Source organism: Amycolatopsis sp., assembly GCF_035276945.1.
Taxonomy (GTDB): domain Bacteria; phylum Actinomycetota; class Actinomycetes; order Mycobacteriales; family Pseudonocardiaceae; genus Amycolatopsis_E.
Genome location: NZ_DATELF010000174.1, coordinates 1 through 19942, shown reverse-complemented (window position 1 = coordinate 19942; position 19942 = coordinate 1). Strand labels below are relative to the sequence as shown.

19 protein-coding genes are annotated in these 19942 nt (G+C 68.2%); 14 read left to right on the top strand and 5 right to left on the bottom strand.

All coding sequences use genetic code 11. The annotated features are described in order from the left end of the window. The 6 genes from VJT49_RS31635 to VJT49_RS31610 all read left to right on the top strand — a co-directional run. On the top strand, positions 1-957 hold a 957-nt coding region (locus VJT49_RS31635; RefSeq protein ID WP_324168642.1), incomplete at its 5' end, for an NADH-quinone oxidoreductase subunit M. Further along, positions 957-2507, top strand: a complete 1551-nt coding sequence (gene nuoN / locus VJT49_RS31630) for an NADH-quinone oxidoreductase subunit NuoN (RefSeq protein ID WP_324168641.1) — start codon at positions 957-959, stop codon at positions 2505-2507. The genes VJT49_RS31635 and nuoN, both read left to right, overlap by 1 nt. 191 nt (positions 2508-2698) lie before the next feature. Further along, a complete protein-coding gene (locus VJT49_RS31625) occupies positions 2699-3073 on the top strand; it encodes a helix-turn-helix transcriptional regulator (protein WP_324168640.1) in 375 nt (124 codons plus the stop codon). Then, positions 3015-3281, top strand: a complete 267-nt coding sequence (locus VJT49_RS31620) for an ImmA/IrrE family metallo-endopeptidase (RefSeq protein WP_324168639.1) — start codon at positions 3015-3017, stop codon at positions 3279-3281. Before VJT49_RS31625 ends, VJT49_RS31620 begins: the two co-directional genes overlap by 59 nt. A gap of 402 nt (positions 3282-3683) precedes the next feature. Continuing rightward, positions 3684-4703 carry a polyprenyl synthetase family protein gene (locus VJT49_RS31615; RefSeq protein ID WP_324168638.1) on the top strand — a complete coding sequence of 340 codons (1020 nt, stop codon included), beginning with the start codon at positions 3684-3686 and terminating at the stop codon, positions 4701-4703. A 45-nt stretch (positions 4704-4748) separates the two neighbouring features. Next, a complete protein-coding gene (locus VJT49_RS31610; RefSeq protein ID WP_324168637.1) occupies positions 4749-5948 on the top strand; it encodes a hypothetical protein in 1200 nt (399 codons plus the stop codon). 102 nt (positions 5949-6050) lie between these two features. On the opposite strand, the gene VJT49_RS31605 is transcribed toward VJT49_RS31610, so the two are convergent. The 4 genes from VJT49_RS31605 to VJT49_RS31590 all read right to left on the bottom strand — a co-directional run bounded on the left by VJT49_RS31605 (position 6051) and on the right by VJT49_RS31590 (position 10521). Continuing rightward, complete coding sequence (locus VJT49_RS31605) at positions 6051-7115, bottom strand: 2-oxoacid:ferredoxin oxidoreductase subunit beta (RefSeq protein WP_324168636.1); 1065 nt, start codon at positions 7113-7115, stop codon at positions 6051-6053. Positions 7116-7146: 31 nt separating this feature from the next. Then, positions 7147-9051: a 2-oxoacid:acceptor oxidoreductase subunit alpha gene (locus VJT49_RS31600; protein WP_324168635.1), complete on the bottom strand. Its 1905-nt coding sequence runs from the start codon at positions 9049-9051 to the stop codon at positions 7147-7149. 106 nt (positions 9052-9157) lie between these two features. Then, positions 9158-9922, bottom strand: coding sequence for an enoyl-CoA hydratase (locus VJT49_RS31595; RefSeq protein WP_324168634.1), 765 nt, complete (start codon positions 9920-9922; stop codon positions 9158-9160). 149 nt (positions 9923-10071) lie between these two features. Beyond that, entirely contained in the window at positions 10072-10521 is a 450-nt protein-coding gene (locus VJT49_RS31590) for an Lrp/AsnC family transcriptional regulator (protein WP_324168633.1), read from the bottom strand. Between the two features lie 74 nt (positions 10522-10595). Here VJT49_RS31590 and ddaH point away from each other — a divergent pair, with 74 nt between their 5' ends. The 8 genes from ddaH (at position 10596) to rfbC (ending at position 18698) form a co-directional block, all read left to right on the top strand. After that, on the top strand, positions 10596-11426 hold the full coding sequence (ddaH, locus tag VJT49_RS31585) for a dimethylargininase (protein WP_324168632.1): 831 nt from the start codon (positions 10596-10598) through the stop codon (positions 11424-11426). 156 nt (positions 11427-11582) lie between these two features. Beyond that, the gene (locus VJT49_RS31580; protein WP_324168631.1) at positions 11583-12806 is read left to right on the top strand and encodes a class I SAM-dependent methyltransferase; all 1224 of its coding nucleotides are present in this window, start codon (positions 11583-11585) and stop codon (positions 12804-12806) included. 2 nt (positions 12807-12808) lie between these two features. Then, positions 12809-13585, top strand: a complete 777-nt coding sequence (locus tag VJT49_RS31575; protein ID WP_324168630.1) for a glucose-1-phosphate cytidylyltransferase — start codon at positions 12809-12811, stop codon at positions 13583-13585. Then, positions 13582-14610: an SDR family oxidoreductase gene (locus VJT49_RS31570; protein WP_324168629.1), complete on the top strand. Its 1029-nt coding sequence runs from the start codon at positions 13582-13584 to the stop codon at positions 14608-14610. Before VJT49_RS31575 ends, VJT49_RS31570 begins: the two co-directional genes overlap by 4 nt. Positions 14611-14780: 170 nt before the next feature. Then, positions 14781-16013 carry a hypothetical protein gene (locus VJT49_RS31565; RefSeq protein WP_324168643.1) on the top strand — a complete coding sequence of 411 codons (1233 nt, stop codon included), beginning with the start codon at positions 14781-14783 and terminating at the stop codon, positions 16011-16013. Then, positions 16010-16957 carry a glycosyltransferase family 2 protein gene (locus VJT49_RS31560; protein WP_324168628.1) on the top strand — a complete coding sequence of 316 codons (948 nt, stop codon included), beginning with the start codon at positions 16010-16012 and terminating at the stop codon, positions 16955-16957. Before VJT49_RS31565 ends, VJT49_RS31560 begins: the two co-directional genes overlap by 4 nt. Further along, positions 16954-18144 carry a polysaccharide pyruvyl transferase family protein gene (locus VJT49_RS31555; protein ID WP_324168627.1) on the top strand — a complete coding sequence of 397 codons (1191 nt, stop codon included), beginning with the start codon at positions 16954-16956 and terminating at the stop codon, positions 18142-18144. The genes VJT49_RS31560 and VJT49_RS31555 overlap by 4 nt, the downstream gene beginning before the upstream one ends. After that, positions 18141-18698, top strand: coding sequence for a dTDP-4-dehydrorhamnose 3,5-epimerase (rfbC, locus tag VJT49_RS31550; protein WP_324168626.1), 558 nt, complete (start codon positions 18141-18143; stop codon positions 18696-18698). Before VJT49_RS31555 ends, rfbC begins: the two co-directional genes overlap by 4 nt. A 28-nt stretch (positions 18699-18726) precedes the next feature. Here the strand turns inward: rfbC and VJT49_RS31545 are convergent, their stop codons facing one another. Further along, on the bottom strand, positions 18727-19677 hold the full coding sequence (locus tag VJT49_RS31545; RefSeq protein ID WP_324168625.1) for an aminotransferase class IV: 951 nt from the start codon (positions 19675-19677) through the stop codon (positions 18727-18729). Between the last annotated feature and the right edge of the window lie 265 nt (positions 19678-19942).

Sequence of the window (19942 nt, the reverse complement as noted above, 5' to 3'; positions counted from 1 at the left end):
ACGTTCTCGTTCGAGCAGCTGGTCGCCGGGGACATCAACCCCGGCCTGCAGAAGTGGCTGTTCCTGGGCTTCTTCGTGGGGTTCGCGATCAAGGCGCCGCTGGTGCCGTTCCACACCTGGCTGCCCGACTCCGATGCCGAGGCGCCGATCGGCAGCGCGGCGCTGCTCGTCGGCGTCCTGGACAAGGTCGGCACGTTCGGCTTCCTGCGCTACTGCCTGCCGCTGTTCCCGGACGCGTCCCGCTACTTCGCGCCGGTGGTGCTGGTGCTCTCGGTCATCGGCATCCTCTACGCGGCGCTGCTGGCGATGGGCCAGAGCGACATGAAGCGCCTGGTGGCCTACACGTCGATCTCCCACTTCGGGTTCATCGCGCTGGGCATCTTCGCGTTCACCAGCCAGGCACAGGTCGGCTCGGTGACGTACATGCTCAACCACAGCCTGGCCACCGGGATGCTGATCGTCGTGCTCGGCCTGGTCATGGCGCGCGGCGGCTCCACCCGGATCTCCGACTACGGAGGGATGGCGAAGGTGACGCCGTTGCTGGCCGGCATGCTGCTCGTCGCCGGTCTGTCCACCTTGTCCCTGCCGGGCACGAACTCGTTCGTCAGCGAGTTCCTGGTGCTGCTGGGCTCCTTCGAAACCCAGCCGGTGTACGCGATCCTGGCAACCGTCGGCATGGTGCTCGCCGCGGCCTACGTGTTGTGGTTGTACCAGCGGCTGATGACCGGGCCGGTCCGCGGTAACGCCCTGGTCAGCGCCGGGGGAGGACCCGGCACGGCGGTGGCGCCGGAACTCGGGGCGAAGAAGGCGATCCGGGACCTCGGCGGCCGGGAACTGGCGATCCTGATCCCGATGGTCGTGCTGATCATCGGACTCGGGTTCTATCCGAAACCCGTGCTGGACACGGTCACCCCGTCGGTTCAGGCTACTTTGTCGGCCACGCAAGGAGGCCACTGATGGTTCTGGCGCAGCAGCTCTCGATCCCGCAGATCCAGTATCCGGCGATCCTGCCGGTGCTGATCGTGCTCGCCGCGGCCTGCGTGAGCGTGTTGTTCGAGGCGTTCCTGCCCCGGCACCAGCGCTGGGGTTCCCAGGTGGCGTTGAGCCTGCTGGCGATCGTCGCGGCGGGGATCGCGCTGGGTGTCTACGTCAGCGACTCCCCGAAGGCGGGGCTGACCACGATGAGCGGGGCGATCAGCGTGGACAAGCCCGCGCTGTTCCTGTGGGGCACGTTGCTCGCGCTCGCGTTCGGCGCGGTGCTGCTCATCGCCGACCGGGTGGTGGAGCCCGGTGGCGCGTTCGTGGCCCAGGCGTCGATCCGGCCCGGCACCTTCCAGGACCGGGCGCAGCTCACCTCGACCAGCGCGCAGACCGAGGTGTTCCCGCTGACGCTCTTCGCGCTCGGCGGCATGATGACCTTCTGCGCGGCGAACGACCTGCTCACCATGTTCATCGCACTCGAGGTGCTGAGCCTGCCGCTGTACCTGATGTGCGGCCTGGCTCGCCGCCGGCGGCTCCTGTCCCAGGAGGCCGCCGTCAAGTACTTCCTGCTCGGCGCGTTCTCGTCGGCGTTCTTCCTGTACGGGCTCGCGCTGCTCTACGGCTACGCGAACTCGGTCAAACTGGCGGAGATCGCGAACGCGGCGGCCGGTTCGGACCGCTCGGACACCCTGCTGTTCGCGGGCCTCGGCCTGCTCGTGGTCGGGTTGCTGTTCAAGGGCTCGGTCGGCCCGTTCCACACCTGGACGCCGGACGTCTACCAGGGCGCACCCACCCCGGTGACCGCGTTCATGGCGGCCTGCACGAAGGTCGCCGCGTTCGGCGGGATCCTGCGTGTGCTGACCGTCGGGTTCGAGTCGACGAGCTGGCAGTGGCGCGGGGTGCTCTGGGCGGTCGCGATCGTGTCGATGGCCATCGGCGCCGTGCTCGGCCTGACCCAGACCGACGTCAAGCGCATGATCGCCTACTCGTCGATCGCGCACGCCGGGTTCCTCCTGGTCGGTACGATCGCGATGACCGGCTCAGGCCTGTCCGGCACGCTGTTCTACCTGCTGGCCTACGGTTTCACCACGCTGGCCGCGTTCGGCGTGGTGTCGCTGGTGCGTGACTCGACGGGCGAGGCGACGCACCTGTCGGCGTGGGCAGGGTTGGCGAAACGGTCACCGCTGCTGGCCGGGGTGTTCACCTTCCTCCTGCTCGCCCTCGCCGGGATCCCGCTGACCAGTGGTTTCGTCGGGAAGTTCGTGGTGTTCTCGGCCGCGCTGCGGGACGGGATGGCGCCGCTCGTGGTCATCGCGCTGGTGTTCAGCGCGGTCGCGGCGTTCTTCTACCTGCGGGTGGTCGTGCTGATGTACTTCTCCCAGCCGTCGCCCGAGGGCCCGACCGTGAGCGTCCCCGGGATCTCCACCACGATCGCCATCACCCTGGGTGTCGTAATCACCCTGGTGCTCGGCGTCATCCCGTCGATCGCCCTGAACTGGGCCGGCGCGGGCGGCTTCGCGTTCTGACGGTCCGTTGTGGTGCGGGGTGTCGGTCCCGCCGACACCCCGCACTCCCCATCGAACGGAGAGCTTGTCGACCTCGACGAGCAAGCCGGTGAGGCCGGCACAGTCATCTCGTACACTCCCATGCAGCCGACCTTGCCGCAGATCGACCTGTCCGAGGCTGTCGGCGATGCGGAGGAAGGCGGGCAGCTGAGGTGAACACGATCGGCGAGGTGCTGGAGATGCTTCGCCGAGCCCGGGGCCTCACGCAAGAGGAGCTCTGCAGTCGAACGGGCGTCACGCAGGCGGCCCTGTCCCGGTACGAGAATGATCAACGGATGCCGGACGATGAAACGATCACGCGGCTTGCCCGTGAACTCGGTGTCTCGCGGCGATTCCTGCTGCGCGATCACGTCGTGCGGGGAGCGTTGGTAGTCGACGTGCACATGCGACGGCATAAGACGACGAAGGCTTCGGTGTGGCGAAGGCTGGAAGCACGCCTGAACAACCCAGTGGGTCGACGACCATCCGGTGCTCCTGATCAACAGCGCGAGCCCAACCGACCGGAAGCGACTGACGTTTGCCCATGAGCTGGGCCACCTGGTCCTGCACAACGGACTTGCCGTTGACGATCCGGAGCGCGAAGCCAACGAGTTCGCCGCCGAGTTCCTCATGCCCAGCCATGTGATTCGCCCCGAACTGCGCGCGGTCGACATCGGAAGGCTCCACGAGCTCAAACAGGTGTGGGGAACTTCCATGCAGTCGTTGTTCGAGCGAGCGTTCGCACTGGGACGGTGACAGCCGAAGGCCGTGTCAAGTTCCACAAGGCGATGAACGCTCGCGGCTGGAAGGTGAACGAGCCGGGAAGCGATCGGTTGGCTCCGGAGCGTCCGGAGATGGTGGCCGCGATCGCGGACGCCTTGCGGAGGAAGGGCCTGTCCGGCGAAGACATCGCGGAGATGACCGGGTTCGACACAGCGGCAGGCGATAACCCATTCCTCCGATCGGATCGTCGTCTCCAGGTGGTGTGAGCGGCGTTGTCCGCGCTGGACGCAAACCAGCAGCAAGCTGATCCGTGTGGTGCCGGAGGGTGAACCTGTCGCCTTTGTCACCCGTGCCCTGCACGAGTGGTCGAACGGCCGTCCACCGGTTGCCATTACGCTGGTGAGGACCGGTATCAGACTGCGGAGGGCGAGGACGTTGTCGGTTCAGAGTGACGCCATCGAGGATCTGCGCGCGAGCGTTGGCCTGCGGATCGCCGATGAAACCCTGTTGCGCACGCTGGCCGCGGGTCTCGCCGATGTCGAGAAGCTGCTGCGCGAGACGGCACGCAGCGACGTGAGAGCCGTGCATGAGGCCGCGGCGCACCTGTTCGAGGCGGGTGGCAAGCGCTTTCGCCCGTTGTTCACCCTGCTCGCGGCCCAGTTCGGGAAGGGAAACCACGAAGGCGTCGTAACCGCGGCGACGGCGGTCGAGCTGGTCCACCTGGCGACGCTGTACCACGACGACGTGATGGACGAGGCCACGATGCGTCGTGGCGCGCCCAGCGTCAACTCGCGCTGGGGCAACAGCATCGCGATCCTGACCGGGGATTTCCTGTTCGCGCACGCGTCCCGGCTGGTCTCCGAACTGGGCACGGACGCGGCACGGATCATCGCGGAGACCTTCGCCGAACTGGTCACCGGTCAGATGCGGGAAACCGCGGGGCCGGCGGACGGCGAGGACCCGGTGGCGCACTACCTCAGCGTGATCGCGCAGAAGACCGGTTCGCTCATCGCCACGGCGGGACGCTTCGGTGGCATGGTGTCCGGGGCCGAGCCCAGGCATGTCGACGCGCTGCGCCGGTTCGGCGACATCGTCGGGACCGCGTTCCAGATCTCCGACGACATCATCGACATCGCCTCCCCGTCTCACGAATCGGGCAAGACTCCGGGTACCGACCTGCGCGAAGGCGTGCGCACGCTGCCGATGCTCTACGCGCTGGCCGATCCCGGCACCGACCCACGGTTGGTCGAACTGCTCGCCGGTCCGATCACCGAGGACGTGCTGGTCGACGAGGCGCTGGAGCTGCTGCGGAAGTCGAGTGGACTGGACCGAGCCCTCGGTACCCTGTCTGACTACGCTCGTCGGGCACGGGAGGAATTGTCCGCGTTGCCCGCGTCGGTGGCGCGGGACGCGTGCGAAGCGGTCGCCGAGTACCTGGTCGCGCGCACACGGTGACGAACTGGCTGGTACCGCAGTGGCCGGAAAGGAAGGACAGCACGGATGTCCATCTTCGGACAGGTGTGGCTGTGGAGCGTCGCGGCGTTCCTGATCGGGGTGCTGCTGACCTGGTTGGTGCTGGTCCGGCCGGTCCAGTCGAAGAACCGGCAGCTCGAGCGCAAGCTGCAGGTGGCCCGCAAGGCGCCGGCTCCCGAACGTAAGCCCGCCCCGCCCACCAAGGCGTTCGTACCGGAGTCCGAGCCGGTCGCGCGTCGGGAGCCCGAGCCCGAGTCGTTCCTGGCCTCGCTCAACCCCGCGCCCGCGCCGGTCGAACACCATTCGGAGCCGAACTGGCTCGAGCGGGACAGCTTCGGTGAATCGCCCAACCGGCACGAGCGCCGGGAAGATGCCGAGCCGGAGCTGTTCGAGCCGTCTTCCGTGACCGAGTTCGTCGGGCGTAGCGCGGTTTTGGAGCCGGAGTCCGAACCAGAGTCGTTCCCTCCGCCGGATTTCCGGGGGCGTTCGGTGCTGGAGCCCGAGCCGGGGCCCTTCCCGTCGGGTGTGACGGCGTTCGTCGGGCGAAGTGCGGCCCTGGAGCCCGAGGCGGAAACGGAATCGACGTCGATCTTCAGACCGGTCGACGACGAGCCGGTCGCGGACAAGGGATCCGAGCGGGGCTCCCTGTTCGACCCGGGCAGCCGCCCGAAGCCGGACTTCTCCGGCTTCGGGGAGCCGGAGCCCGACCCCCGGCCGCCCGCCTACGCGTTCGGCGACGGTGAAGCCCCGGACGCCCCGAGCGAGCTGGCCTCCGAGACCACGCAGGTGTTGCCCCGGCGCCAGCCCCGGCAACGGCAGTCACCGCCGGGCGGTTTCGAGCCGCCACAGCCGATTCAGCCGTCAATGCGGGCCATCGAGCGCCGGGAGCCGAGCCGGCCGGACGAGGGTGGGCACAGCGGTTCGCTGTTCGAGCCGGCAGTGCAACCCGGGGGCGCGCACGCGATTTCCCCCGACTCGGCGCCTCCTCCGCCGCCCGCGCGCAAGCCCATGCTGGATTCTTCGGTGCCGCCCGGGCCGTTCGGTCCCGGGTCGGCGATGCCACGCCCCGGCGGCGGGAGCCCGTCGGGGGAATTCGCCGTGAAGGCCAGCGTCACCGCGCTGCGTTACTGCACGGAGGACTCGCCACAGTACTCGCGAATGGTCGCCGAGGTGTGGTTCCGCAGCGCCGCCGACGCCGAACGCGTCGGCTTCCGCCCCCTGACCTGACCGCGTCCCCCTTCCGCGCGTCCAGCGCGTGTGAGTGCCACATTCGGTGCGACGGGAATGCGGGCCCTCACACACCCGAAGCGTGGGACTCGCGAAAGGTCGTCAGACGACGGTCCAGGTGTCCTTGCCGGTGAGCAGGGCCTGGAGGTTCGGCGCCTTGGCCTCGCGCGCCTGCTCGACCTGGGCGCGGGCCTGGTCGTCGTAGGTGGGCCGGCTGACCTGGCGGAAAATGCCGGTCGGCGTGTGGTTGAGGTGCTGGTCACCGAGGCGGGAGAGGGCGAAGGCGTAGGCGGTGTCCTCGATCGTGGGGTCGTGGACGACCAGATCGTCCTCGCCCACTTCGTCGACCTTGGCGACGTCGAAGCCACCCCAACCGGTGGCGACGACGCCGTACTCGCGCTCGGGCCCGAACCGGATCGGCCGGCCGGCCTTCAACGGGATGAGCCGCTGGGCGGCGTCGTCTCGGTCCTTCAACACATCGAAGGCGCCGTCGTTGAAGATCGGGCAGTTCTGGTAGATCTCGACCAGGGCGGAGCCGCGGTGCTGGGCGGCGGCGGTGAGCACCTCGGTGAGTCCGGCCTTGTCCGAGTCGAGCGCGCGGCCGACGAAGCCGGCTTCCGCGCCCAAAGCGAGGGAGATCGGGTTGAACGGGGTGTCCACCGAGCCCATCGGCGTCGACTTGGTGACCATGCCCTGGTCCGAGGTGGGCGAGTACTGGCCCTTGGTCAGCCCGTAGATCCGGTTGTTGAACAGCAGGATCTTGACGTTGACGTTGCGGCGCAGGGCGTGGATCAGGTGGTTACCGCCGATGGACAGTGCGTCGCCGTCACCGGTGACCACCCACACCGACAGGTCGGGCCGGGTGGTGGCCAGACCGGTGGCGATGGCGGGGGCGCGGCCGTGAATGGAGTGCATCCCGTAGGTGTTGAGGTAGTACGGGAAGCGCGAGGAACAGCCGATGCCGGAAACGAAGACGATGTTCTCCCGCTTGAGCCCCAGCGTCGGCAGGAACGACTGCACCGTGTTGAGCACGACGTAGTCACCGCAGCCGGGGCACCAGCGGACCTCCTGGTCCGACTTGTAGTCCTTGGCCTTCTGCGGTTCGTCAGTGGTGGGAACCAAAGCCAATCCACCGGTGGTGGGCAGGCCCAGGTCGGTGGCGGTCATGATGCTGATCCCTCCATGAGTTCGCGCGCTGTCATGCGGGCACTCCCCCCTTGATGATGTCGGTGAAGACGTTCTCGAGTTCCTCGGCCTTGAAGGGCAGCCCGGCGACCTTGGTGTGCGACTGGATGTCGACCAGGTACTTGGCGCGCAGGAGCAGCGCGAGCTGGCCGAGGTTCATCTCGGGCACCACGACGGTGTCGTAGCGACGGAGAACGTCGCCGAGGTTGCCCGGCAGCGGGTTGAGGTGGCGCAGGTGGGCCTGCGCGATCGGCAACCCGGCCTTGCGGACGCGGCGGCAGGCCGCGCCGATCGGGCCGTAGCTGGATCCCCAGCCGAGCGCCAGCACGCGCGCCTTGCCGCCCGACGGGTCGTCGACCACTACGTCGGGTACTTCGATGCCGTCGATCTTGGCCTGGCGCAGCCGGACCATCTTGTCGTGGTTGTCGGGGTCGTAGGAGATGTTGCCCTTGCCGTCGGCCTTTTCCAGCCCGCCGACGCGGTGCTGCAGGCCGGGCGTGCCGGGGACGGCCCAAGCGCGGGCGAGGGTTTCCGGATCCCGGACGTAGGGCCAGAACTCGCCGGAACCGTCGCCGGCGTTGGGCTCGGTCGCGAACTGAACCCGCAGGTCGGGCAGGTCGGCCACGTCGGGGACGAGCCAGGGCTCGGAGCCGTTGGCGATCGCGCCGTCGGACAGCAGCAGCACCGGCGTGCGGTAGGTCAGCGCGATGCGGGTGGCTTCCAACGCGATCTCGAAACAGTCCGCCGGGGACCGCGGGGCCAGGATCGGCACCGGCGACTCGCCGTTGCGGCCGAACATCGCCTGCAGCAGGTCCGCCTGCTCGGTTTTGGTCGGCAGGCCGGTGGAGGGACCGCCGCGCTGGACGTCGATCACCACCAACGGCAGCTCGACCATCACGCCGAGCCCGATCGTCTCGCTCTTGAGCGCCACGCCGGGGCCGGAGGTGGAGGTGACGCCGAGCGCGCCGCCGTAGGAGGCGCCCAGCGCGGCGCCGATCCCGGCGATCTCGTCCTCGGCCTGGAAGGTCGTCACACCGAAGTTCTTGTGCTTGGACAACTCGTGGAGGATGTCCGACGCGGGGGTGATCGGATAGGTGCCCAGCAGGATCGGCAACCGGGCCTGCTGGCCGGCCGCGACGATCCCGTACGCGAGGGCGGTGTTGCCGGTGATCTGCCGGTAGGTGCCGCGGGTGAGTTTCGCCGGCGCCACCTCGAAGGTGGTCACGAACGACTCGGTGGTCTCGCCGTAGTTCCAGCCCGCGCGGAAGGCCAGGATGTTGGCCTCGGCGATCTGCGGCTTGCGGGCGAACTTCTCACGCAGGAACCGCTCGGTGCCCTCGGTCGGCCGGTGATACATCCACGACAGCAAACCGAGCGCGAACATGTTCTTGCAGCGCTCGGCGTCCTTCTTGCCCAGGCCGGTGTCGGCCAGCGCGCCCTGGGTCAGCGTCGACATCGCCACCCGGTGCACCTGGAAGGCCGACAGCGAATCGTCGTCCAGGGGGTTGGCGTCGTAGCCGACCTTGGTCAGGTTGCGCTTGGTGAACTCGTCGGTGTTCACGATGACCGTCCCACCATGTGGGAGATCGGGAAGGTTCGCTTTCAGCGCCGCCGGGTTCATCGCCACCAGCACATCCGGCCGGTCGCCCGGGGTCAGAATGTCGTAGTCGGCGAAATGCACCTGAAACGACGACACGCCCGGGATGGTGCCCTGAGGTGCCCGAATCTCCGCGGGGAAATTCGGCAGGGTGGCCAGGTCGTTCCCGAACGCGGCCGCTTCCGAGGTGAACCTGTCACCGGTCAACTGCATTCCGTCACCGGAGTCACCGGCGAACCGGACCACCACGCGGTCCAGTTTCGAGATATCCGTGGGGCGGGTAGCCGACAACGCGCCATTGCCGTTGGCACTTGTGCTCATGGGTTGGGGGATACCTCTCTCCCGTCGCCGATACCTCTACCTTACTTCGCGTTTTGGCCTGCCGTGCGGCCGTGTGACCCGGCTTACCCGTAACTCATCGTAACAGTTACTTTGCGCTGCCAATCCGGGCCCGCACGGCCGCCAGCCGCTCGGCGAACCCAGGCGAGTTCAACGATTCCAGCTGTGGCCCGATTTCAGTCTCCACGGCCGCCTCCTGCTCCGACAAAGCCGTGGTCAAGCGCATCGATCGTTTGGTCGCCAGTACGACTTCCCGAGGTGCTTCGGCCGCCGGTCGAGCCAATTCCAGTGCGGCCTCCAGTAACTTTAGGTGATCACCTTCCACTGTCCGCATGGTGAGACCGGCCCGGGTGGCCGCCTCGGCGTCGAGGCTCTGGCCGAACAGGGTCATGGCGCGGGCGAGCTGCCCGCCGACCGCGCGCTGGAGCATCCAGGTCATGCCGCCGCCGGGGTGCAGGCCCAGTTCGAGGAAGCGGGGGATGAACTTCGCCCGCGGCCCGGCGAGCCGGACGTCCGCGGCCAGCGCCAGGTTGAGCCCCGCCCCTACCGCGGGACCGCCTATGGCGGCGACGGTGGGTAAGACGCAACGGGCGACGGCGAGGAAACCCGAGTAGACCTGACGCAGTCCCTCTTCCTGGGCCGCGCCGAGAGTGGAGAGGTCCGCACCAGCGCAGAAGGCGGGTGGTGTCCCGGTGACGATCAGCGCGTGCACGTTCTCGTCGCGTTCCGCGGCGTCGACGGCCTCGGCGAGTTCGGCGGACAGAGCGAGTGTGAGCGCGTTGCGCCGATCCGGGGCGTCGACGGTGACAATCGCGATCTTGCCCTCACGCTGGACGAGGATGCGTTCGGTCATGACTCCATGTTCCTCCCGGCCTACCTGGCCTTGCGCGCGATGTGTGACGAGCTTCGGTCGGGTTGTCGGAAAGGGCGCCTGCCGGCCCGACAGGGAGTGACGGCGCGCCCTACGGCAGCCGCGAGTTCGACGCGAAGCGCGCCTGGTCCTCATGTCGTGCCCGGCTTGGGAGGACGCTCGAGCAGCCGCGAGAGCACCACCGTGGAGACCGTGCGGTCGACGATGTCCAGACCGCGGAGGCGTTCGAGCGCGGTTTCCAGCTGGTGGATGTCGGCGGCACGCAGGTGCACGATCGCGTCGGCGGCGCCCGTCACCGTGTAGGCGGCGACGACCTCGGGCAGCGGTTCGAGCCGTGCCCGGATCCGGGACGGCGGCACGTTGCCCCGGCAGTGCACCTCGACGAACGCCTCGGTCCCCCAGCCGAGTGCCTCCGGATCCACCACTGCGGTGAACCCGCGCAGCACCCCCGAGTCGAGCAGCCGGTCGACCCGCCGTTTCACCGCGGGCGCGGACAGCCCGACCACCTTGCCGACGTCGGCGTAGCTGGACCGCGCGTTGGCCACCAGACACGAAACGATTCGCTGATCTATCGGGTTCACACGCAATGTTTAGCAGGTATCTGCGCAAGATTGTGCGATTGATTGTCCCTGAATCGAAGCCTTACCTTGGTTTCATGACCCCGCGAGTGCCCACGACCCGGCGGTACCTGATGTGCCCGCCGCGGTACTTCGGCGTCGAGTACGCGATCAACCCCTGGATGGACCCCGATCAGCCGGTCAGCACCGAGCGGGCGGTCGCGCAGTGGACACGACTTCGTGACACCTACCGTCGGCTTGGTCACACCGTGGAGGAGATCCAGCCTCAGCCCGGACTGCCCGACATGGTCTTCGCGGCGAACTCCGGGACGGTCGTCGGCGGGCGGGTACTCGGCGCCCGGTTCCGGACGGCGCAACGCGCACCCGAGGCGGAGCATTTCCGCCGGTGGTTCGTCGAGCGCGGCTACCGCGAAGTGGTGATGCCCGCGAAGATCAATGAGGCGGAGGGGGACTTCGCCTGGACCGGCCGCCTGCTCCTGGCCGGCACGGGCTTCCGGACCGACCCGCTCGCGCACGCCGAGGCGCAGGAGGCGCTGGGCGTCCCGGTGCTGTCGCTGCGGCTGGTCGACCCGCGCTACTACCACCTGGACACCGCGTTGTTCGTGCTCAGCGAGGCGACCGAAACCGGACCCGCGCACATCGCGTACTACCCGCAAGCGTTCTCACCGGGTTCCCGCCAGGTACTGGCCAAGCTGTTCCCGGACGCCGTGCTCGCCGACGCGGCGGACGCGGAATGCTTCGGCCTGAACGGCGTCTCCGACGGCCGCAACGTCGTACTTTCGCTCGAGGCGACGGCTCTCGCCGAGCGTCTCTCGGCGCTCGGCTACGCGCCCGTTCTTGTCGACATCTCCGAACTCCGCAAGGCGGGCGGCGGCCCGAAATGCTGCACGCTGGAGATCCGCAAGTAAGGCGGCGCCGCCACGGAGCCACTGACCGGGCGCGTGGTTGGTCTGTGATTTCCTTGGTCGGGTTCGGAATCCGCGCCGCGAGCTTGTAACAACCCTCGTGCGCGCGCCGAATCAGGGGGTGCATGTCCGCCACCCGCGAGCAAGGAGACCCGTCAAATGACAACCTGTCGCCTCTGTGGGTCGACGAGCTTGGCCAGCGTGGCCGACCTGGGTGCGACGCCGCCTTGTGAGCGTTTCCTTACCGCGGCACAACTCGATGAGCCGGAAATCACCTACCCGCTGCATCTGAAGGTCTGCACCGACTGCTGGCTCGCTCAGCTTCCTCCGTTGATCACGCCGGAGGAAACCTTCACCGACTACGCCTACTTTTCCTCGTACTCCGCCAGTTGGGTGAAGCACGCCCGGAATTTCGTCCGCGACGCCACCGAACGGATCGGGCTGGGCGGCGGTTCGTTCGTCGTCGAGGTGGCCAGCAACGACGGCTACCTCCTCAAGCACGTGGTGGACAAGGGTATCCGTTGTCTGGGCGTGGAACCCTCGGTGAACGTCGGGCAGGCCGCCCGCGAGGCCGGTGTGCCGACTCTGACCGCGTTCCTGAGCCCGGAGACCGGCTCCGCGGTGCGCGAAGAACACGGACCGGCCGATCTTGTCGTGGCGAACAACGTGTACGCCCATATTCCGGACATCATCGGGTTCACCCACGGGCTCCGCGCACTGGTCGCGGACGACGGCTGGGTGAGCATCGAGGTGCAGCACCTGCTCACCCTGATCGAGCACGTGCAGTACGACACGATCTATCACGAGCATTTCCAGTACTACACGGTGGAATCCGCGAGGCGTGCGCTGGCCGTCGGTGGACTGTCCGTTGTGGACGTCGAGCTGCTGCCGACACACGGTGGGTCGATCCGGCTGTGGGCGCGGCCCGCCGAGGTCGCCGGCGAGCAGAGCGCGCGCATGGTCGAGGTGCTCGTTCAGGAGAAGGCCGCCGGGCTACATGAGTTGTCCGGTTACACGGAGTTCGCCGCGAAGGTCACGAAGGTGCGGCTCGACCTGTTGCGCTTCTTGACCGAGGCGGCGGAACAGGGCAAGACGGTCGTGGGCTACGGAGCCCCCGGCAAGGGAAACACGTTGCTCAACCACTGCGGCATCCGGACCGACCTGCTCGCCTACACGGTCGACCGGAACCCTTACAAGCACGGTCGGTTCACCCCCGGCACCCGCATCCCCGTCCTGCCGCCGGAGCGCATCGCCGCCGAGGAGCCCGACTACGTTCTCGTCCTGCCCTGGAACCTCAGGGCCGAACTGACCGAACAACTGTCCTATGTGGCCAGTTGGGGCGGCAAACTGGTCTTCCCCATCCCGCGCCTGGAGGTGCTGTAACAGTGAAGGTAGTTCTGTTCTGTGGCGGATACGGCATGCGCATGCGCAACGGCCCCGCCGACGACGCGCCCAAGCCCATGGCCATGGTCGGCCCCCGGCCGCTCATCTGGCACGTGATGCGTTACTACGCGCATTTCGGGCACACCGAGTTCATCCTCTGCCTCGGTTACGGCGCTCACCACATCAAGGACTTCTTCCTCGACTACGAAGAGACCGCGTCGAACGACTTCGTGCTCAAGGGCGGCAAGACCGAGATGCTGTCCACGGACATCGCGGACTGGTCGATTTCCTTCGTGCACACCGGAATCGAATCCCCGATCGGGGAGCGGTTGCGCCGCGTGCGCGACCACCTCGACGGCGACGAAATGTTCCTCGCCAACTACGCCGACGTGCTCACCGACGCCCCGCTGCCGGAAATGATCGACCGGTTCACCGAGGCCGAGGCCGGCGCGTCCATGATGGTGGTTCCGCCGCAGTCCTCGTTCCACTGTGTGGAGATGGCCGAGGGCGGCATGATCGGCGCGATCACGCCCGTCAACGAGATGCCGCTGTGGGAGAACGGCGGTTACTTCGTGCTGCGGCAGGAGATCTTCGACCACATTCCGGAGAACGGCGACCTGGTCGTCGACGGGTGCGGTGAACTGGCCAAGCGCGGCAGGCTGCTGGCCTACCCCTACCGCGGGTTCTGGAAGCCGACCGACACGGTGAAGGAACGGGCGGCGCTCGACCATGACTACGCGCACGGCAACCGTCCGTGGGCGCTGTGGGAGGCCGCGTGAGCGCGCGAGTACTGCTCACCGGGCACCTGGGATACCTCGGCACGGTGATGGCGCCGGTGCTGGCCGCCGCCGGGCACGAGGTGGTCGGCCTCGACTCCGGGCTGTTCACCGGCTGCGTGCTCGGTCCCCAGCCGGACGACCCGCCGGGGCATGTGGTCGACCTGCGTGACGTGACCGCCGAGCAGCTGTCCGAAGTGGACGCGGTCGTCCATCTGGCCGCGCTGTCCAACGACCCGTTGGGTGCGCTCGCCCCGGAGCTGACCTACGACATCAACCACCACGCCTCGGTCCGGCTCGCCCGGCTCGCCAAGGACGCCGGGGTGCGCCGGTTCCTGTACGCCTCGACCTGCTCGGTCTACGGCGCTTCGGGGGGCGAGGAACTGGTGGACGAGGACGCGCCGCTGCGGCCGGTGACCCCGTACGCCGAGTCGAAGGTCCGGGTCGAAGACGACCTGCGCGAACTGGCCGACGACGATTTCACACCGGTTTTCCTGCGTAACGCGACCGCGTTCGGCTACTCGCCGAGGCTGCGCGCGGACATCGTGCTGAACAACCTGGTCGGCCACGCGTTCCTGACCGGTGAGGTGCGGGTGCTCTCCGACGGCACGCCGTGGCGGCCGCTGGTGCACGCACAGGACATCGCGCGCGCCTTCGCCGCCGTGCTGGTCGCGCCACGCGAGGCCGTGCACGCCAGGGCGTTCAACGTGGGCACCGAGGCCAACAACGTGACCGTGGCCGAGATCGCCGAGCAGGTCGTCGAGGCGGTGCCCGGGTCACGGCTGGCGATCACCGGTGAGGCCGGCGCCGATCCGCGTTCCTACCGGGTGGACTTCTCCCGGTTCCGCGAGGCGATCCCCGGCTTCGCCTGCAAGTGGACGGTGAAGGACGGCGCGGTCGAACTGGCCGAGGCATACCAGAAGTTCGAGCTCACCGCGGAGGATTTCGAGCGTCGCTTCACGCGGCTGGCCTGGCTGCGCGACCAGGCCGACGCCGGCAGGGTCGACGACACCCTGCGGCGCCACTGATGACCGACTCCGGAAAGGTGTCCGGGCGCTTGCCCCCACTCGGGAACCTGGGGGCGGACCCCCAGATGTCGCCAGCACCCGGGCGGCGCGACGAGCAAACCGCGCGCGTGCCCCCCGGTGCCATGTCCCGGGAGCACGGTCGCCGGAGCTACGGCGGCCGGCACCGCAAGATGGCGCACCGGAGCCCCGTCCGGGCCATGGCGGGACGGCTCAGCTGGGGCCTCGCCGACCAGGCGGTGTCCAGCCTGACCAACTTCGCCGTCGGCAGTTATGTCGCCCGGTCGCTCGGTGCGACCGCGTTCGGAATCTTCAGCCTCGCGCTGGTGACCTATGGCGTCGCACTCAACGTGTCGCGGGGGTTGGCCACGGATCCGCTCATGGTGCGGTTCAGCGGCGCCCCCTTCGACCGCTGGCGGCTGGCGGTGGCCAGGGCGTCGGGCACCGCGCTCGGGGTCGGGGCCGCGGCGGGCGCGGTCTGTCTGCTGCTCGGCGTGGCCCTCGGGGGCGCGCTCGGGCATGGCTTCGTCGGTCTCGGCGTCGTGCTCCCGGCGCTGCTGTTGCAGGACAGCTGGCGGTACGCGTTCTTCGCGGACGGGAAGGGCAGGAAGGCCTTCACCAACGACCTGGTGTGGGGCCTGATGCTGGTCCCCGCCATGTTCGTCGCCGCCAGGAACGGCACCGTGACCGGGTTCGTGCTCGCCTGGGGTGCCGCGGCGGCCGTTGCCGCCGGTTTCGGCTACTTCCAGACCGGCATCTGGCCGCGGGTCTCCTCGGCGCGGCGCTGGCTGGCCGAGCAGCGTGACCTCGCGCCCCGCTATTTGCTCGAGAACGTCAGCACGAGCGGTGCTTCGCAACTGCGGTCCTACGGGCTCGGCGGCATCGCCGGGCTCGCCGCCGTCGGCACCGTCCGCGGCGCCGAACTGCTGCTCGGGCCCTTCCTGGCCGTCCTCATGGGACTCTCGCTGGTCACCGTCGCGGAGGCGTCCCGGGTGGTCCAGCGTGCCCCGCACCGGCTGCGCCAGTTCTGCCTGCTGCTGGGTGTCGGCCAGGCCGGCGCCGCGCTGCTCTGGGGGGTGGCGTTGCTGTTGCTGCCCGATGTCGCGGGCGAATTCGTGCTGGGCAAGGTCTGGATCACCGCGTCGACTCTGATCGTGCCGGCCACGCTGTCCGTGGTCGGGGCGAGTTTCACCACCGGGGCGCAGGCCGGCCTGCGCGCGCTCGGCGCCGCCAAGCGGAGCATGCCGACCCAGTTGGTCACTTCCAGTTTCTACGTCACGGGCGGGCTCGTGGGCGCCGTCGTGGACGGAGCGCTCGGCTCGGCGATCGGGGTCGCCGCGGCCAACGTCATCGGCGCCACCGTGTGGTGGTTCCAGCTGCAATCCGGCATCAAGGAGATCAAGTGAAACGCGTTCCCCGGTTGAGCGTCGGGCTGCCGGTCTACAACGGCGAAAACTTCCTCGCCGAGTCGATCGAGGCCCTGCTCGGTCAGAGCCACGAGGACTACGAGTTGATCATCAGCGACAACGCCTCGACGGACAACACCGAAGAGATCTGCCGGAAGTTCGCCGCCCAGGACTCGCGGATCCGGTACATCCGCCAGCGGAACAACCTCGGCTGCGCGCCGAACCACAATTTCGTCTTCGACGTCTCGCGCGGCGAGCTGTTCAAGTGGGCGTCGCACGACGACCTGTACGCCCGTGACCTGCTGCGACGCTGCGTCGAAGCGCTCGACGAGCACCCGGACGTGGTGGCCGCGCACGGTTGGACCGCGATGATCGACTCCGCGGGCGCGGTCACCCGGGCGATCGACTATCCACTCAAGACAGGCTCGCCGCACGCGCCGGAGCGGTTCCGGAGCATGCTGTTCGCCAATGGTGGCGACGACGACGGCGCGGTCATCCGGTCCCAGGTGCTGCGGCGGATCAAGCCGCTGAACAGCTACCACCACGCGGACCGGACCTTCATCACCGAACTCGCCCTGCACGGGCCGTTCCACCAGGTCCCCGACTGGCTGTACTTCCGGCGCGACCACCCGGATCGCGCCGAACGAGCGTGCCCGACGGTGCGCAAGCGGTGCGCGAACCTCGACCCGCGCCGGGCGGACCCGGTCCGGCACCCGGTCGCGCGCCTGTTCGCCGAGTACATCTGGGCCTACGCTTCGATGATCCAGCGTGCGCCACTCACCCTCGAAGAACGCCGCGAGTGCTACCGCGACCTGCGCCAGTGGGTGGTGAGCCGGGCCAAGCGGCGCGGATCGTGGGGCGTGGTCACCGACCAGCCGCAGGCGGAGGTCGACCTGTCCGCGTTCTCGGTCGTCGGCGTGGTGCCCGGGCAGGGGGCACGATGACTCTGCGCGTGGGCCTGTTCGGCCTGCTGGGTTCGGGAAACCTCGGCAACGACGGATCCCTGGAGTCGGTGCTCGATTTCCTCGAGGAACGGTACCCCGACGCCATTGTGGACTTCATGTGTATGGGGCCGGACAAGGTGCGCGAGCGCTACGGGCTGCCGGCCGTTTCGCTGCACTGGTATTACGGGAAGGAGCGGTCCGGCTCTCGCCTGGCGACGATCGCGCTCAAGACGCTCGGGAAGGGTGTCGACGCGGTTCGCACCGCACTGTGGGTGCGGCGGCACGATGTCGTGATCGTCCCGGGTATGGGCGTGCTGGAGGCGTCGCTTCCGTTGCGCGCGTGGGGATTTCCGTATGCGCTGCTGCTGCTGTGCGCAACTGGGCGGATCTTCCGGACCAGGGTCGCGCTCGTCGTGGTCGGGTCCAATGTGATCAAGAAGCGGTTCACCCGGTTGATGTTCACCTCGGCCGCCCGGCTGGCCTACTACCGGTCCTATCGCGACACCTTGTCGAAGGATTCGTTGCGGCGGATGGGTGTGGACACCTCGCGCGACGAGGTCTACCCCGACCTGGTGTTCTCGCTGCCGGTGCCGCCTTCCGGCAGCGACTCTTCAGGCAAGGTCGGCGTCGGCGTGATGGCCTACTACGGCAGCAATGACGACCGGGCCAGGGCCGAGAAGATCCACACCCGCTACCTCGCCGAGATCAAGCGGTTCGTGCGCTGGCTGGTCGACCAGGGCCGCGAGGTACGGCTGTTCACGGGGGACGACGTCGACCAGAGCGTGGTCTCCGAGATCCTCGCCGACGTGCGGTCCTACCGGCCGGACCTGCGCACGGACCGGGTGACCGCGCCGCGGGTATCCTCTTTGGACGACTTGATGCGGGAGATGTCGGCCGTGGAGACCGTGGTCGCCACCCGGTACCACAATGTGCTGTGCGCGCTGAAACTCGCCAAGCCGACGGTGTCGCTCGGCTATGCGCGGAAGAACGAGGTCCTGATGGCCGACATGGGTCTGGCGGAATTCTGCCAGTCCGCCGATGCCCTGGACTTCGACCGGTTGGTCGAGCAGTTCACCGCCCTGGAACGGGAACGTGAGAAGCTGACCAGGACGATGGCGGAACGCAACCAGGCCAACGCGCGTGAGTTGCGGCGCCAGTTCGACGTTCTGTCCGAGGTGATCTCGTGAAGGCTGTTCCGGTTCCGGCCATTTCCGGCGCCTACCTCTTCGTGCCCACACCGCATTCCGACGAACGCGGCTTCTTCTCCCGCACTTTCGACGCCGAGGTCGTGCGGTCTGTGGGCATCGACCCGTGCGCCTTCGTCCAGGACAGCGTTTCGCGGTCGAGGCAGGGGGTCGTCCGCGGAATGCATCTGCGGTCGGGTGCCGGTGAGGCGAAGCTCGTGCGCTGCTCGTCCGGCTCGGTGTTCGACGTCCTCGTCGACCTGCGGCCGGATTCGCCGACCTACGGGAACCGGGAGTTCGTCGAACTTTCCGGGCACACGCAGGTCAGCGTTTACATTCCGGCCGGGTGTGCGCACGGTTTCCAGGCCTTGACCGATCCCGCCGACATCTCGTACCGGATCGACCGTGAGCACGATCCGTCCGAGGACGTCACGATCGCCTTCAACGATCCGGAACTGGAAATTCCGTGGCCGCTTCCCGTCACGGCGATGTCGGACCGGGACCGGAAAGCCCCGAGCCTGGCCGCGCTGCGCTCGAAGATGGGATGGCCGGAATAAGGGGGTCCCGGCTACCCGAAGCCCGTCGCTACCTGACCGCGGCGTAGGTCTCGGTCAGGTTGAGCGGCACGAGTTCGATCCCCGGCGTGACGGATTCACCCCGCACGAATTCCAGATAGCGCTGCCTCACCTGGGCCAGCAAGCCGTTCTGCCGGTAGTGGAAGCCGTCGATCTCCTCGACCAGGGTGAGTTCCGTGATGGTTCCGGCGAGGCCGCATTCGTCCGCGGAAAGCAGTTCGGTCCGGTCGACCGGCCTCCGCTCGAAGGGCAGATCGAGGTCGTGGCAGATCTGCTCGACGGCGTCGATGGTGATGCTGTCCAGGCACCCCTCGCTCGGCGGGGGAGTGGCGATGCGGCCGCGGGTGGCGATCACCACACAGGCACCGGTCGCCTCGGCGACCCGGCCGGCGGGGTTGAGCAGGATCGCGTCGTCGTAACCGAGCCTGCCTGCTTCCATCCGGGCGAGCCGCGCCACGACGTAGTTGGCGCTGCACTTCACCCTGGTCGGCAGCGACACGTCCGGCCCGCGCCGCCAGGTGCTGACGCCCAGCCGCATGGGATCCGGGTCGTGCTTCTGCTGAGTGAACGCGGTCACCACGAGATCGGCTCGGGTGCCCTCGCCCCAGTGCCCCTCGGTCACGTACATCGTCGGACGGAACCAGAGGTCGCGCTCGGGGACGAGGAGCTGCTCGGCCAGCGTGGCCAGCCCGGTGAGAAACTCGTCGTAACCGAACGTGACGGGAATCTGCATCAATGCCGCGGACCGGCACAATCTGTCGTAGTGCCGGCGGGGACCGCGCACCGCGAAGACGTCGCCCTCGCGGTTCCAGTACCCCTTGATCCCTTCGAACACGCTCAACGCACGAGTCAGCGCCTCGGCTCCGATGTGGATCTTGACCTCTTCGTACGGGACAAGATCACCGTTGACCAGTGCCCAGGCTGGTTTTTGCAGCTGCGAGAGAGAGGCGGTGTGTGCCAATTTCGCCTGCCATTCCTTGTCACGCCGTCGTTGCCCCGTACGTCGCACCGTCCGGCGTGGGCGTTACGCCGGAATTGGCCTCGTTGACCTGGGACTATTCGGCGTCACTCTCCGATGACGGGCGGCGCGGTGCGTTCGTCGGTGCCGAAGATGCTGTCGGGATCGGCCTCGACGAGCCAAGACGGCCTCTGGTGTTCCTGATCCTCCTCGCCTTCGCCCTTGCCGTGGCCCATACCACCCATCCCGGCGGTGCCGGCCCGGCCGG